Annotated in this window: 10 protein-coding genes; 9 read left to right on the top strand and 1 reads right to left on the bottom strand. The window is 55.0% G+C overall.

The annotated features are described in order from the left end of the window. Positions 1-11: 11 nt before the first annotated feature. From gcvH to ACQUQP_RS16665, 9 genes are all read left to right on the top strand, one after another. Entirely contained in the window at positions 12-401 is a 390-nt protein-coding gene (gene gcvH / locus ACQUQP_RS16705) for a glycine cleavage system protein GcvH (protein WP_432696167.1), read from the top strand. Positions 402-492: 91 nt separating this feature from the next. Then, positions 493-3,381 carry an aminomethyl-transferring glycine dehydrogenase gene (gcvP, locus tag ACQUQP_RS16700; RefSeq protein WP_432696166.1) on the top strand — a complete coding sequence of 963 codons (2,889 nt, stop codon included), beginning with the start codon at positions 493-495 and terminating at the stop codon, positions 3,379-3,381. Between the two features lie 483 nt (positions 3,382-3,864). Next, positions 3,865-6,468 (top strand): ELWxxDGT repeat protein, encoded by a 2,604-nt coding sequence (locus ACQUQP_RS16695; RefSeq protein ID WP_432696165.1) that lies wholly within the window; start codon positions 3,865-3,867, stop codon positions 6,466-6,468. A 356-nt stretch (positions 6,469-6,824) separates the two neighbouring features. Further along, positions 6,825-7,802, top strand: a complete 978-nt coding sequence (locus ACQUQP_RS16690) for a peptidoglycan-binding domain-containing protein (RefSeq protein ID WP_432696164.1) — start codon at positions 6,825-6,827, stop codon at positions 7,800-7,802. A 29-nt stretch (positions 7,803-7,831) separates the two neighbouring features. After that, on the top strand, positions 7,832-8,593 hold the full coding sequence (locus tag ACQUQP_RS16685) for a LuxR family transcriptional regulator (RefSeq protein WP_432696163.1): 762 nt from the start codon (positions 7,832-7,834) through the stop codon (positions 8,591-8,593). 19 nt (positions 8,594-8,612) lie between these two features. Continuing rightward, positions 8,613-10,517 (top strand): peptidoglycan-binding protein, encoded by a 1,905-nt coding sequence (locus ACQUQP_RS16680; protein WP_432696162.1) that lies wholly within the window; start codon positions 8,613-8,615, stop codon positions 10,515-10,517. Positions 10,518-11,124: 607 nt separating this feature from the next. Next, the gene (locus tag ACQUQP_RS16675; protein ID WP_432696161.1) at positions 11,125-11,901 is read left to right on the top strand and encodes a helix-turn-helix transcriptional regulator; all 777 of its coding nucleotides are present in this window, start codon (positions 11,125-11,127) and stop codon (positions 11,899-11,901) included. A gap of 163 nt (positions 11,902-12,064) precedes the next feature. Beyond that, on the top strand, positions 12,065-12,454 hold the full coding sequence (locus tag ACQUQP_RS16670) for a glutaredoxin family protein (protein ID WP_432696160.1): 390 nt from the start codon (positions 12,065-12,067) through the stop codon (positions 12,452-12,454). A 13-nt stretch (positions 12,455-12,467) separates the two neighbouring features. Beyond that, positions 12,468-12,749: a hypothetical protein gene (locus ACQUQP_RS16665; protein ID WP_432696159.1), complete on the top strand. Its 282-nt coding sequence runs from the start codon at positions 12,468-12,470 to the stop codon at positions 12,747-12,749. An 87-nt stretch (positions 12,750-12,836) separates the two neighbouring features. Here the strand turns inward: ACQUQP_RS16665 and ACQUQP_RS16660 are convergent, their stop codons facing one another. After that, positions 12,837-14,774 (bottom strand): FAD-dependent monooxygenase, encoded by a 1,938-nt coding sequence (locus ACQUQP_RS16660; protein WP_432696158.1) that lies wholly within the window; start codon positions 14,772-14,774, stop codon positions 12,837-12,839. Positions 14,775-14,856 lie beyond the last annotated feature (82 nt).

Below are 14,856 nucleotides of genomic sequence, written 5' to 3'. Positions count from 1 at the left end.
GATAGCGAACAATGAGCGATCTTCCGACTGACCTGAAATATGCATCTTCCCACGAGTGGGTCCGCGACAACGGTGACGGTACCGTTACTGTTGGTATCAGCGACTTTGCCCAGGAGCAACTGGGTGACGTGGTATTTGTTGAACTGCCTGAAGTTGGCCGTGAAGTTGAAGCGGGTGAAGAGTTTTCCGTGGTTGAGTCGGTCAAGGCGGCATCCGACATCTACGCTGCCGTTGGTGGTGAAGTGATCGAAGCCAACGAACAGCTCGACGACAGCCCGGAGCTGATCAACGAAGCCCCGTTCGGCGACGGCTGGATCTGCAAGATCCGCATGTCCGACGCATCCGAGCTGGCCAAGCTGATGGATGCGGAAGCTTACGCCAAGGCTGTAAGCGAAGGCTGATACGCACGACCACATCTCCATCGGGCGGCAGGTGTCGCCCGATGCGACTATTATTCTTCAACCCCCGCAACGTCAGAAAAGGGCAGACAAGATGGCAACAGAACTCCGTGGATTGAGTGAACTGGAAGGTCACGACGAATTTACCCAGCGTCACATCGGACCCGATGGGCAGGAAGAGCAGACCATGCTCGATACCCTGGGGCTGAAATCCCTGGACGAACTGATAGAGCAGGCAGTACCCGCATCTATCCGTCTTGATGACGCACTGGCGATGCCGGAGGGTATCAGCGAAACCGAAGCGCTGAGCGAACTCGAAGCGATCGCCTCCAAGAACAAGGTGAAGCGCTCGCTGATCGGCATGGGCTACTATGGCACGCTGGTGCCGGGCGTTATCCAGCGTAACGTGCTGGAAAACCCGGCCTGGTACACCGCTTACACCCCGTACCAGCCCGAGATCGCCCAGGGCCGTCTCGAAGCGTTGCTGAACTACCAGCAGATGGTGATGGACCTGACCGGCATGGCGCTGGCCAACGCCTCCCTGCTGGATGAAGCCACCGCCGCTGCTGAGGCGATGACCCTGTGCAAGCGCTCCAACCGCAAGAAGACCGATACCTTCTTCGTCTCCAGTGACGTGCATCCGCAGACCATCGACGTTATCCGCACCCGCGCCGAATACTTCGGTTTCGAGGTGGTGGTCGATAAGGCTGAGAAGCTGGATGAGTACGACAGCTTCGGCGTGCTGCTGCAATACCCGGGCACCCACGGCGATATCGCCGATATGGAAGCCCTGATCGCCAAGGCCAAGGATCAGAAATCCATGGTCTGCGTTGCCACCGACCTGCTGGCACTGGTGCTGATGAAGTCACCGGGCGAACTGGGTGCCGACATCGTCTTCGGTTCCGCCCAGCGTTTCGGCGTGCCGATGGGCTTTGGTGGCCCGCACGCGGCCTTCTTTGCCACCTCCGACAAGCTCAAGCGCTCGGTACCGGGCCGTATTATCGGTGTCTCCGTAGACAGCCGTGGCAACCCGGCGCTGCGCATGGCGATGCAGACCCGCGAGCAGCACATCCGTCGTGAGAAGGCGACCTCCAACATCTGTACCGCCCAGGCACTGCTGGCCAACATGTCCTCCTTCTACGCCGTTTACCACGGCCCGGAAGGACTGCGCCGCATCGCCGAGCGCGTACACCGCCTGACCACTATCCTGGCCAACGGCCTGCGTCAGGGCGGCCTGAAGTGCAACGACACCTTCTTCGACACGCTGACCGTGAAAGAAACCAACGCCGGCGAAGTGATCGAAGGCGCCTTGGCGGCCGGTTACAACCTGCGTCTGGTGGGTGGCGAGCATGTCGGCATCAGCCTGGATGAAACCACCACCCGCAAGGATGTGGAAAACCTGCTGGCACTGCTGCTGGGCAGCGACCACGGTCTGTCTATCGACGAGCTGGACGCCAGCATCGTCGATGGTGAAACCACCGGCCTGCCGGAAGCGCTGCGCCGTACCGACGCGATCCTGACTCACCCGGTCTTCAACAGCTACCACAGCGAAACCGAAATGCTGCGTTACCTGAAGAAGCTGGAAAACCGCGATTACTCCCTGGTGCACGGCATGATCCCGCTGGGCTCCTGTACCATGAAGCTGAACGCGACTTCCGAAATGGCGCCGATCACCTGGGCCGCGTTTGCCAACATGCACCCGTTTGCGCCGCATGATCAGACCGCTGGCTACCTGGAGATGATCCGTCAGCTCGAAGAGATGCTGGTCGACATCACCGGTTACGACGCTGTCTCCATGCAGCCGAACTCTGGTGCCCAGGGTGAATACGCAGGCCTGCTGGCGATCCGCAAATACCAGGAGTCCCTCGGTGAAGGCCACCGTAATGTCTGCCTGATCCCGTCCTCTGCACACGGTACCAACCCGGCATCCGCCGCGATGATGGGCATGAAGGTCGTGATCGTCGAGTGTGACGAGCAGGGTAACGTGGACGTGGCCGACCTGGCCGCCAAGGCGGAAGAGCACGCCGACAACCTCTCCACACTGATGGTGACCTACCCGAGCACCCACGGTGTCTACGAGCAGGAGATCGTCGAGATCTGCCAGATCGTGCACAAGTTCGGTGGCCAGGTTTACATGGACGGCGCCAACATGAACGCCCAGGTCGGCATCTCCAAGCCGGGCGTGATCGGCTCTGACGTATCCCACCTGAACCTGCACAAGACCTTCGCCATCCCGCACGGCGGTGGTGGTCCGGGCATGGGCCCGATCGGTGTTAAAGCGCACCTGGCGCCGTTCCTGCCGGGTCACAGCGTCACTCACGTGGCTGGCCAGAAGCAGAACAACGGTGCGGTATCCGCCTCTCCGTACGGCTCCGGTGCGATCCTGCCGATCAGCTGGATGTACATCCGTATGCTGGGCAAGAACGGTCTGAAGCGCTCCACCCAGATGGCGATCCTGAACGCCAACTACCTGACCGAGAAGCTGTCGGCGCACTACCCGATCCTCTACCGTGGCAAGCACGACCGTGTGGCCCACGAGTGCATCGTCGATATCCGTCCGCTGAAAGAAGCGACAGGTGTCAGCGAAGAGGATATCGCCAAGCGTCTGATGGACTACGGCTTCCACGCCCCGACCATGTCGTTCCCGGTACCGGGCACGCTGATGATCGAGCCGACCGAATCCGAGTCCAAGGCGGAACTGGACCGCTTCGTCGAAGCGATGGTCAGCATCCGTGCCGAGATCGCCCGCGTCGAAAGCGGCGAGTGGACTGCCGAAAACAGCCCGCTGCACCACGCTCCGCATACCCTGGCCGATATCACCGGCGAGTGGGATCGTGCCTACAGCATCGCTGAAGCGGTATTCCCGACCCAGGCGAGCCGTGAGAACAAGTTCTGGCCGAGCTCTAACCGTATCGATAACGTTTACGGCGACCGTAACCTGATCTGCTCCTGCCCGTCGGTGGATTCTTATCGCGAGGAGTGATCTTGGGGTTTAGTCACCCAGGTGACATAGAAACGCCCAGCCATTGTGCTGGGCGTTTTTGTTTGTGGTGGTTTGTTGTGCCTGGGAGCAGTGTTTGAGTGCAGGTTTCGCCTGCTGGCGAGCCAAGGGACTTGTGCGGACAAGTCCCTTGGCGATCCGAAGCCGCCCCTGCAGTTTGGTCGGCTTCGCCGACTTCCCTGCGCTTCTCGCCTGAAAGAGCGGGACAGGAAACTCGGCTTCGCCTCAAACAAGCCTGTCCCTTTTTCTCTTTAAGTCTTGAAGGGATAGGGTAGTACTTTTAAGTAGTCTGGAAATCCTGGTTTTACTCTGAATCCTCAAGACCTCTATGCCAAGTTGACCTACCAATAGTGGTAGTAAATAAAGTGAAGAATTCGAGCTACATTTTTCGATAACAGACAGGCTCAGCATAGAAACTATGTTGGCCTGTGTAATCAAAATGCCAATATCTACAGGAGGGAGTGAATGATGTCACAACTAGCCTGGATAAGAGCAGTTTTATTTGTGTTTTCTATTATCCTTACTAATAAGGCATTTTCTAATACGAGCTATCTAGTCCAAGATAGTAATATTGGGAGCGGTGATAGCTTTATAACAAATTCTATAAGCTTTGCAGGATCAATTTTTTACTCTTCATCTAATTTTGATGGAAGTGGCACTGAGCTGTGGAAAAGTGATGGTACTGATTCTGGAACTTTAATGGTTAAGGATATTTATCCTCAAGGAGGAAGTAGTAATCCTGAAAACTTGACCGTAGTTGGAAATACACTGTTTTTTACTGCCACCGATGAGCTTAATGCAACAGAGTTATGGAAAACAGATGGTACCGAAGCAGGTACTATGCTTGTAATGGATATCAATCCATTCGGAAGTAGTAACCCTCATGAACTCACCGGAGTTGATGGAGTACTATATTTTAGTGCGGATGATGGCCTAAATGGTATAGAGCTATGGAGAAGTGATGGCACTTCTGACGGCACTTATTTGGTTAGAAACATAAATATTGACTCGATTGGCAGTGGAAGCAACCCTAGTTGGTTAACCAATGTTAATGGAACATTATTTTTCAGTGCTCAAGGAAGTTCAATTCAAGGCACTGAGCTATGGAAAAGTGATGGTACATACAATGGCACTGTGTTGGTTAAGGACATGAACCCCTTTGATTCGCATAGCAGTTTTCCTTGGCATTTAATTAATGGTAATGGCCGATTATTTTTTAATACGAACGACATCATGTGGGTAAGTGATGGAACAGAGGAGGGCACTTTTCAGGTTCCTCCTCCTTCTGAGTCATTTTCTTTTGGTATATTTAATCACTATATGAATGGGAATATATATTGTGGATGTGATAGTGGATTTTCAGACTCGGAGTTATGGCGTGTTAATACTGAAACTCTGGAAGTTCAATTGGTTAAAGATATAATTCCAGGTGGTAGTTTTACTGGATCGGATCCGGGGAGTTTTTCTTCATCAAATGGACTTCTTTATTTTATTGCGAGATTTAATGGTAGTAGTAACTATGAACCTTGGGTAACTGATGGAAGTGAATCTGGAACTATCTTATTAAAGGATATAAATGGCACTAGTGAAAGCTCTTTTATTTACCAAAGTGATACAATATTGTCATTTGATGGTAAAGCCTTTTTTGCAGCCAATGATGGTATAAACGGTAATGAACTATGGATGAGTGATGGCACATCAGAAGGGACTCAGAGAATATCAGATATTTATTCAGGTGTTGAAAGTAGTGACCCAGATTGGCTGGTTAATCTCTCTGGCCTGGTATTGTTCAGCGCTAGAGATTATGACCATGGAAATGAATTATGGGCGTTTCGGACTGAAGGTATCTCAGATATTGATGGAGATGGTATCGTTGATGAGATTGACAACTGTCCGTCTGTAGCCAATGCAGACCAGACCGACAGCGACGGGGACGGCCTCGGTGATGCCTGCGACGCCTTCCCCAATGACCCAGCCAACGACGCCGACGGCGATGGAGTTGGTGGTGAAATAGACAACTGTCCGGCGGTGGCCAACAGCGATCAGACCGACAGCGATGGTGATGGCCTGGGTGATGCCTGCGACGCTTTCCCCAATGACCCGGCTAACGATGCTGATGGCGACGGGGTTGGCGGTGATGTCGACAACTGCCCGCTGGATGCCAACGCAGATCAAATCGACACCGACGGCGATGGCCTCGGCGACGCCTGCGACCCCTATCCCAATGACCCGGCCAACGGCGACCAGGACCAGGACGGCGTGCTTGACGGGGCCGATAACTGCCCGGCCATTGCGAACCCGACCCAGGTCGACAACGACGGCGATGGCTTGGGTGATGCCTGCGATCCCTTCCCGAACGACCCGACCAATAACGATAGTGATGGCGATGGTATCGAGAATGGTATTGATAACTGCCCGTTGGTTCCTAACCCAGACCAGGCCGACTCAGATGGAAATGGCATTGGTGATCTGTGCGACATCAAGGGTAAGACCGATGTGGACGGCGACGGAGTTTCGGACAGCAAGGACAATTGCCCGATAGTTGTAAATCCAGACCAGGTCGATACAGATGTCGATGGGATAGGCGATGCCTGTGATGACACGCCAAATCAAGCGGATGCCGATGGTGATGGGGTGCCTGATTCAATCGATAACTGTCCTAATGTACCTAACGCCGATCAGTCGGATAGCGATGGTAATGGTTTAGGCGATGCCTGTGAAAAGTTAACCGGCAACGGTGATATGGATGGTGATGGTGTTGTCGATAATAAAGACAACTGCCCATTTGATCTAAACGCTGACCAGAGTGATCTGGATGGAGATGGTGTCGGTGATGTCTGCGACGAGCCACCATCACCCGATAGTGATGTGGACAGTGATGGCGTCGTCGACGTCGATGACAATTGTCCGTTAATTGCAAATTCCGATCAAAATGACTTTGATGGTGATGGTATTGGTAACGTTTGCGATGATGACATCGACGGTGATGGCGTGCCGAACAACCGTGATAAATGCCCGCTGGAGGGTGAACCTGACTTCGTTGATCGCAAAGGCTGCCCGATCAACTAATCAGATAAAAGAAAATGAGTCCCGGGGCTGCAGCCCCGGGACTCATAGATTTGAACATCGTTACGTTTCGTCCAATACATGCCCGAAGTTAAGAGTTAATTCGTTACTACCAATAATGGTAGTAACGAAGGTCTTGGTTCGTACCTATTCTTTTAAACAGTAACGATTTCCCACAATCAACAAATAGCTGAAAAGGAAAAATGACAATGAACCAGTCATCTTTGTTTTCAGCTCGTACCCGTCAATCGGTAGTCGAACTGAAAAGGTACGTTACAGCGAAGTGTGTTTGCGTGCTTGCTGCTGTGACGCTCACGTTTGGGTTAACAGCAACGCTCCAGGCCGACGAGTGGAGTGATGTGTTCAAGGGATTCGCGAAGGATATGCTCGAACAGGGCGTCGAGAATATGAAGCAGGGTAACGACGATTCTGCGCAGGAGGCGCAAGCTACGCCGCCACCCCCACCACCGGAACCCGCCTACCAACAACCGAAAGCCCAAAAAGTCGCACCGCGCTATAGCACTGACTACTCGCGAGAGGAGGTGACCGATATTCAGCTGAGGCTCGAAATACTCGGTTACAACCCCGGCCCTCCCGATGGTGTTTTTGGTGGAAAAACCTCCCGGGCGATTGCGCGTTTCGAAATCGATAACGGCATGAGAGTCACTGGTCAGCCCAGTCCGGCGTTGTTGGTCGCGTTAGAGACAATGACTGCCACAGCGGCCGGAATGAGTACGATTGAAAAGGCACCTCAACCGCCTGCACCGCATTACCCACGAAACCAACTGGAGACTCATAGTGCCCAGCAGGAGCACTCTTCGGTACAGGGCGCGTACGCGCTGGCGAAAACGGAAGATGACTGCTGGAGCATCTACTCGAACGATCAGAACACCGAGCAGTACATGGCGTGTATGAAGCGGGTCAAGCAGCCGGCCTCCGTTAGCGATACGGATATCGTGGCTGAGGCGCGCGATTATGAAGCGTCATGCCGACAGTCGTCGGTGCAGAGTCAGCTGTATGACTGCCAGTGCATGGTGCAACGTTATATCGGTGAGCGCTTTGATGATCGCTCCTCCGCTAAGGAGGAGGTACAGGCCCGGGTTGCGGAGCAGTGCGTGAATCCGGATGGGGCATTTGGTTATGTCTACGATCAGTGCGCCGCGTTAATCAGCACGGATATGTCCCTCTGGACACCGGAGCAGGACACGCCGGATAAGCGGCGTGCGTTGTGCGAGTGTTTTGCGAGTAGCTTTGCCGACCGCTATTCCGCGGAGCCCGGCATGGACTCGGGTTACATTCAGCGCGTCAGACTCGAATCCCAGGTGTCCTGTTATTAACCGGGGGCAAGGGGGCTCAAGTGCCTAATTTGAATGAACTGGAGAGCTGCATAGAACTGATCCACTCTGCCAGGGATCCTGGGGAGGCGTTCCGTTATTTTTGCCAGATTGTGGAATCCAGCGGATATGACCGTGTCGTTTATAGCCTGCTGACTGACCATCCTTCACTGGGGCTTCCGAAGCTGCATGGACTTGCCTCCAGCTACCCTGAAGACTGGATGACGTATTACGCGGAAAAGAGCTACCTGGAGATTGATCCGGTGGTGCATACCGTATACCGCTTGGGACGGCCCTGTTTCTGGGACGATGTGGTGGCGAATTCTGATCTGTCTGACGACGCTCAGCGCCTGATGCATGAGGGGGGGGAAGCAGGGCTCTGCTCCGGTATCTCATTTCCAATGCTGGGCCTTGCGGGGGAGGTTGCCGGTTTTGCCATCGCGCGTGACAAGAAGACAACAGAGCGAAACGATTACGAGCTGATGGCGCGGCTTTACCTGCTGGGAACCTTCTTCCACGAAACCTACCGGACGATGTATCTACAACAGTCGCGGCTACAACGGCCCGATCTAACGGAGCGAGAGCATGATGTACTGCTTTGGGCTGCCGAAGGTAAAACGGATCAGGAGATCGGCCTCATTCTTTCTATTTCCTTCCACACCGTCCGTTTTCATTGGCGACAAATCTTTCGCAAGCTTGATGTGACGGGGCGCAACCATGCTGTCACCAAAGCGATCCGCCTGGACCTGATGACACCCGAAATTATCAGAACACCCCGCCTGCTGAGAGGTTAGCGACGAGGGGGAGGTTGATATGGTTTGGCTATCTAATGAACTCCGCTCGATAAAAAGCCGGTTGTTTGGATGCGCTTTTGCTTTGGCTGCGGTGCTCGCAGTTTTGACTTATCCGGCGTACGCGGGGAACTACCTGGTAGAAAAACAGAGTGCCGTGGGCTCGAGTACCCTGTTGCTGGCGTATGCCGGAAAATCTCAGCCGCCCAGTATCGTGCGAGAAGCTCAGAGCTATCTTCAGCAACTGGGCTACTACAAGGGTAAGCGAGATGGCGTTATGGACCGTGATACCAGCCTGGCGTTAATGAAATTCAAACGCGCGGCAAAGATTCGTCCTGGAGGAGGGCTAACGGATGAGGTGATGGCAGCGCTTCGTGCGCAGGCGAAAGAACCGTCAAGGTCAGTCGCACAAAAGCCTTCTTTGCCGCCAAAATCGAAGCCAGTCAGAGAGCCTGCACGGACAGTACTCGCTTCAGCGCCTTGTGTCGGTACCGATCCGACTGATTTCGATCAGGTGTTCGCCTGTATGTCGTCGGCCCGCTGGAGCCGGGGTATGAGCGCGGGGCGCAACCGTTTCGAGGGTAATATCGCCACATCCAGCTGTAGTACCATCGCCCGCACCTATGCAGCAGTGCTGAATGAAAAAGCTGGTATCACACGGGCTCAGGCGAAGCAGCAGATGCCGGGCTGCGATATTTTTGCGCGGGCGACGCGGGAGATCAGTGGTAAGGAGGCGTACTGGGAGGCGTGTATTGGATATGGTCGTCAATCAGCAGAAGCGCATCTGAGCCGATGTCTTCAGGGATATGTGAAAGGGTATTTTGGATCTGAAAACGCGCTGACGGAAAAGGTCACCGGCTGTGCCAGCGCCCTGTCATATTACGAGCGCGGGGTGCGTGCGGCGTCCGCCGACGGTCAGCTTCCGCCGGGATACCAGCGCCCCGACTGTCAGTTGGTATTTGCCAGCCTTGGTGGCAAAAATGAGGTTGCGCGGGTGGTGCAGGGCTGTGCCGGTTACTCTCCGGAGACAATGGCTGAGCATGTAAACCGGTGTATCGGGCCCGAGATACCGCTGGCAAGGCTACACACCTGTGCAGAGGTGCGCCGTGTTTATGAAGGGCTGCTCGTGGAAGCCCACGGTGGTTTACCCGCAAACTACATCATGATGCCCTGTTCGGCAGCGGCGCCGGTTCTGGCACGGGCCGATGCAGAGCGCGAGCAGATAGCAGAGCGTCAACGCAAAGCCGCTATAGCGGAACAGAAGCGACGGGCTGAGATTGAAGCGGCGCGCAACAGATCCCTGAAGGAGTTTGCCGAGCGCGCCGAAGCGCGTAATCGACAGGCGTTCGGTGCGGGAACAGGGACGTTGGTTTCGCCGGAGGTTAAGACCAAGGTGCCGGCCCCCGCGCAGGCTAGCAGCGGACGAACTGAAGAAACCTCACAGACGTCGTCCATAGACTTTACACGCTTTGAGCAACCCAAACTGCTGGCAGCTCTTTACTCTGGTCAGTTTGACGCACTTCAGGGTAATCGCTTTGGTGTCGTCGTGTATATCAGCCACATGCACCATACGCTGTCGGACGACCTGATGGAGGTTGATCACAATTGTACGCTGCTCACTGATACCGAGATGGATCGAGGGCTGACGAATGTGGCCATGGAGGTTGGTGGTCTTGGTACGCTGGACCGGCCTGCGAGTCGGGACGAGATTGTCGAAGCGGGTGCGGAGCAGCTGATGGGCATGTTGATGATGTTTCGTAACGGACCGCAACAGATGATGCGTCAGGGCGCGGAGGTGGAACGACTTAAAGAACAGGGCAGAAAGGATGCGATCCGGATGGCGTCCAAGTGGGGCTGCGAAAGTGCGGTGACCGAAAAGATATACGAAAACGCCAAGCGTTATGTGCTGCGACGTCCGCCTGCCTGAGATGCTCCGAAGGGCAGAGCTCAAAAAACAGAAAGGATTGAGGTTCAACAGGGGTGACCTTTCTTCATCTAGTGCGCTTATTGCTGTGATGGCAGTCTCATCGAGCCTGTTTTTCGAATTGCAATGATTTCATTCTATTAAATCCAAGGCCCTCTAATTTTCGGATATATAAACAATATGATTAGGGGTTATAAGTAATTAACCCAAGGCTCTAGAGCATGATTCCTGTTCGCTTTTATCCTGTGTGATCAGTCGTCAGCACAAGCGTTCCAAATTTTCATCTATTAAAAAACTAAGAAAAATTCTTATAGATACAGGGGGCTTAACTGCCTAGGGTTATAACGTGTTTGAAAAAGGCACGATCAGTTCACAGCCGGTCACGCAAAGCCACGGGCTCCTGCACGGGGTCGCCGGGCTACCAGGCACATCAGGCGGTATTAACTCCGTTTGAGGCCGACCGTGACGAGAACTATTTCCCACCACTCTCGTGCTCTCTTCCCCGTTAATATCGTCGGCATTTCATACACAGGAGCAGTGTTCAAAGGAGTACGTTTACGATGGCTTGCAGTCAACCCTGTGGGGATCTGTGAGTGAACGGGAGGCTGTCGTGCACGATATAAACGAACTGGAGTTGTGTATTGAGTTGATCCAATCTGCGGTAACGCCAGAAGAGGCCTTTAAGTATTTTTGCGCCGTCCTGTCACAGAGCGGTTATGACCGTATCACCTACAGCCTGGTCACGGACCATCCATCACTAGGGCTTCCCAAACAGCATGGTTTGGCAACCAGTTATCCGCAGGACTGGATGCGTTTCTATGAAGAGCACCACTACATGGCGTTGGATCCGGTCGTTCGTCAGGTGTTGTCGGGGCCCGGCCCATTTTTCTGGTGCGACTTACTGAATGACCCCAAACTTCCGAAAGCAGCTCGTGAAATGATGCAGCAAGCGGCGGATGCGGGCCTGAATTCGGGGATTGGCATTTCACTGCCCGGTGAGGCAGGGGAGGTCGCGGGTGTCGGGCTGGCGCGCACGGATCCTTATCAAGACCGAAAGGACTACGACTTCCTGGCCAAAGCCTACCTTCTAAGCACGGTCTTTCACGTCTGCTATCGGGATATGATTCAGAACGGCGCGCATTCGCTGCCGGCTCTTACGGAACGTGAGCGTGATGTGCTGTATTGGGCGGCGGAAGGCAAAACCGACCAGGAGATCGCCTTGATACTGGGAATCACCTTTCACACCATCCGTTTTCACTGGCGGCAGATTTTCAACAAACTGGATGTGCATGGGCGCAGTTTTGCGATTGCCAAGTCGATCCGGTTCGGTCTGGTGTTGCCGGAGATCGTTCGCACACCGCGTATTGAAAAGTATTCGCCGGGGTGATCGGACTCCCTTGATTCGTCAGCAGCCGGCACCGGCGTTGCAGAGGCGGAGCGCAGAGCGCAGAGCCAAATAACCCCAAAATCTCTCATGAGGATTTCTCCGACTATTTTGGTAGACTTCGCGCTCTCAACGAAACGCCCGTAAGATTGTACGAGGAAATTGAATGCGTCTGGTGATCCGACTCTTTTTCCGGCTGCTGCGCCGGTTGCTGATGCCTTTCATGCTGATCTACGCAGCGCTCTCCAAGCCCAAGCCGATTTCTCGTGATGAGAAGGCGCAGGCGCAGGTGAATGATGACTGCCGCAACCTGACGCTGTACCAGTTTGCGACCTGTCCGTTCTGCATCAAGGTGAAGAAAGAGGTTCATCGTCTGGCGCTGCCGATAGGCATGGCCAATGTGCAGAAGGATGCCGATGCGCGTCAGGCGCTGGAGCAGGGCGGTGGCCGTGTGAAGGTTCCCTGTCTGAAGATCGAGCATGAAGACGGTCGTACCGAATGGATGTACGAGTCCAAAGAGATCAACAGCTACCTGCAGCAGCGCTTCGCGCCCTGAGTACTGGCTGCCTATGAGCTTTCTACGCATCTTCAGCTGGCTGCTGCTCACCTTTGGTGTGGTGGGCTTTGCTGCTGTTGTGCTGGGGCTGGTGCCGGATATCGGCGCCAAAGGCCCGGCGCTGGCGCTGCTGGCTACCCAGATCGTCTTTGCCGGTGTTGTCGTTTATGGCTTTCGCCTGGTGGCACAGGAGCGCCTGAGCCCGCGGATTCTGTTCTGGGGTGGCTGGGTGCTGATTATCACTTTCGTGATCACCGGCCAGATCTGGATTAACCGCTTCCAGATTAATCTTTAACACCACCCAGATAGCTCTGTGGCTCCCCAAACAAAAAGCCCCCTCCTGACAGATCCGGGAGGGGGCTTTTGTTTTAACCTCTAGCTATTAGCTAGCTGGTTTAAGTACGCCGGCAAAGAAGTTGCTCAGGCCTTCGTAGTCATTCAGCGGCAGTACCTCGGCGACATACTGGTCCGGACGAACGATAACGATGCAGCCCTGTTCGCGGTTGATACCGCGCATGGCGTAGATATCCTTGCCGCCGCCGGATGATTCCGGACGGTTGTCGGCGCAGAATACCTTCTCGTAGTCACGTAGGCCCAGCGTGCCCTTGAGCGGTGCCAATACCGGGTGGATGGTTGAGGTTTCCACCGACTGGTGATGCTGCTGGAACACCGCGCGCAGATCGATCACGGAATCAGCCTCGGCGCCGGCCGGGGTGTAGAGCTTCAGCGGTGACTTGGCGTCTTCGGCCAGGAAGTCACACAGGGCTTTCACGCCGCAGCTATCGGACATCGGCTCATCGCTGCCACCGAAGGCGTATACACGATACGCGCCGTTGGCGGTGTGGCAATGACCGAGCTGCATCGGCTTGGCATCGCCCTGGCGAACCACCGGTGCAGAGTGGAAACGCTTGCCGACGGTAAGGCCGGTAGCCAGTTCCTGGTGCACGCCTTCGCTGACCATAATGGACGGACGGTACTGGATGGAGACGCCGGCGGTGTACTCGCCGAACAGCTGGAAGTAGCGCTGGAACTCGGCGGGGTCGACACCGTCCGGGTTCTCGGCGGACTTCGGCTTGGCGCTGAACATGGCGGAGAACTTACGGTCGAAGTCGATTAGTGCCTGACCATATTCGCGACGCTCGTCGGAGTAGGTCTTGAGCAGGCTTTCGTCGGCCAGGCCGTTCAGCACGTGAGCCATTTTCCAGCCCAGGTTCCAGGTATCCATCACCGAGGTGTTCAGACCCTGACCCGCTTTCGGGCTGTGGGTGTGGCAGGCATCACCGGCCAGGAATACACGAGCCGCGCGGTCTTCGGTGGAGTCGTCGAAGGCCGTGGTAATACGCTGGCCGATTTCGTACACGCTCCACCAGGCAACCTGCTTCACGTCGACCGTGTACGGCGCCAGGATACGGTTGGCCGCAGCGATCAGCACGTCGGCGGTCATCTGGTCACGGGCAACACGCTCGTTCTCTTTCAGCTTGTCCAGTTCGACGTACATACGCACCATGAAACCACCCTCGCGCGGGATGATCAGCATGTTGCCTTCGTTGTTGGAGTGAATCAGTGACTTCAGGCGGATATCCGGGAAGTCGGTGTTCAGCAGCACATCCATCACGCCCCAGGCCTGGTTCAGCGGGTCGCCGACCAGCTCCTTGCCGATGGCAGTACGCACCGCAGAGCGTGCACCGTCACAGCCAACGACATACTTGGCCTTAACCGTTTCCACTTCCTGGGTGTACTGGGAGAAGTTGACCATGCGCTCCAGCTGAACGGTCACGGGATAGTCGCCACCGTTCGGATCCACTTCCAGACCCAGCAGCTTGCGCTGGTAGTGCGGTTCCAGCTTGAGTGCAGACTGTTGCATCACTTTCAGGAACTCGTCGTGTACACGGGCCTGGTTGATGATCAGGTGAGGCATTTCGGATAGATCGTCGGCCACGTCCGGGACCTTGCCTGAACGGGAAATTTCCTGCGGCTTGTCAGCATCCGGCTTCCAGAAGGCGGCTTCGTTGACCTGGTAGCCTTCCTGAATGATCTGGTCGGCAAAGCCGTAGGCCTGGAACATTTCGATGGTACGGCAGGCGATACCGTCAGCCTGTCCCACCAGCAGGCGGTCATCTTTCTGGTCGACGATAGCGACGGAGATATTGCCGAACTGAGACAGTTGCGCGGCCAGGTTGAGGCCGGCAGGGCCGCAGCCTACGATCAATACGTCTACCTGCTCGGGTAGAGGGCGCTTGATGGGCGGGGCTACAACAGCGTCCTGCGGATCGGAAAAGCGCGGATCGCCGGGGTGAAAACCATTCTGATGAAACTGCATGGGGTGCGTCCTCTTACTTATTATGTATTTCGGGAGCCACTTTAAATCTATTCAGATATCAGGAAAAATAGGTTTTTATCTC

The organism is Marinobacterium sp. YM272 (assembly GCF_050908845.1).
GTDB lineage: Bacteria > Pseudomonadota > Gammaproteobacteria > Pseudomonadales > Balneatricaceae > Marinobacterium_D.
The sequence above is the reverse complement of the archived record's forward strand: the minus strand, read 5'-3'. Positions and strand labels throughout refer to the sequence as shown.